Source organism: Alcaligenes sp. EGD-AK7, from assembly GCF_000465875.3.
Classification (GTDB): domain Bacteria; phylum Pseudomonadota; class Gammaproteobacteria; order Burkholderiales; family Burkholderiaceae_B; genus Alcaligenes; species Alcaligenes phenolicus.
This window is the reverse complement of record NZ_AVOG02000066.1, coordinates 1-508: the sequence shown is the minus strand read 5'-3', so window position 1 is coordinate 508 and position 508 is coordinate 1. Positions and strand designations below refer to the sequence as shown.

At 67.7% G+C, this 508-nt stretch carries 1 protein-coding gene; it reads right to left on the bottom strand.

Going from position 1 to position 508, the window contains the following annotated elements:
• Positions 1 to 508: PAS domain-containing protein (locus N879_RS16960; RefSeq protein ID WP_031233003.1), on the bottom strand; the 508-nt coding region annotated here is incomplete at both ends.

Sequence of the window (508 nt, the reverse complement as noted above, 5' to 3'; positions counted from 1 at the left end):
GTGCAGACGCTCCAGCAACGCCTGGCCGGCAGCGGCGCCCGGCGGCATGCGCAGCAGTTGCAGGGCCTGGTCGGAGAGCTCCAGGCGTTGGTTCGCCAGGTCGAATTGCCAGTCGCCGAACAACCCGACCTGCTGGGTCAGGCGCAGGCGCGCCTGCACCGCCTGGGCGGTCTGGGCGCTCGCCACGTCGCGACTGATGTCGCTGAAGAACAGGTACAGGCCGTCGGCATGCGGATAGGCATGAATGCGATACCAGCCCTGATACTGCGGCGAAAAGGTCTCGATGCGCCGCGCGATGCCCAGGTCCATCACCTCCTGCAGCGCGACACCAAGCTCGGCGCCACGTGCCTGCGGCAGCAGGTCCCACATCACCGCGCCCAGCAATTCGCTGCGCGGACGCTGCAGAAGGGCGACCGCCCGACCATTGAGGTCGACCAGCCGCCAGTCGCGATCGAGCCGGCAGAAGCCGTCATCCAGGTGCTCCAGCAAGGTGGTGAGTTCGTCGTTG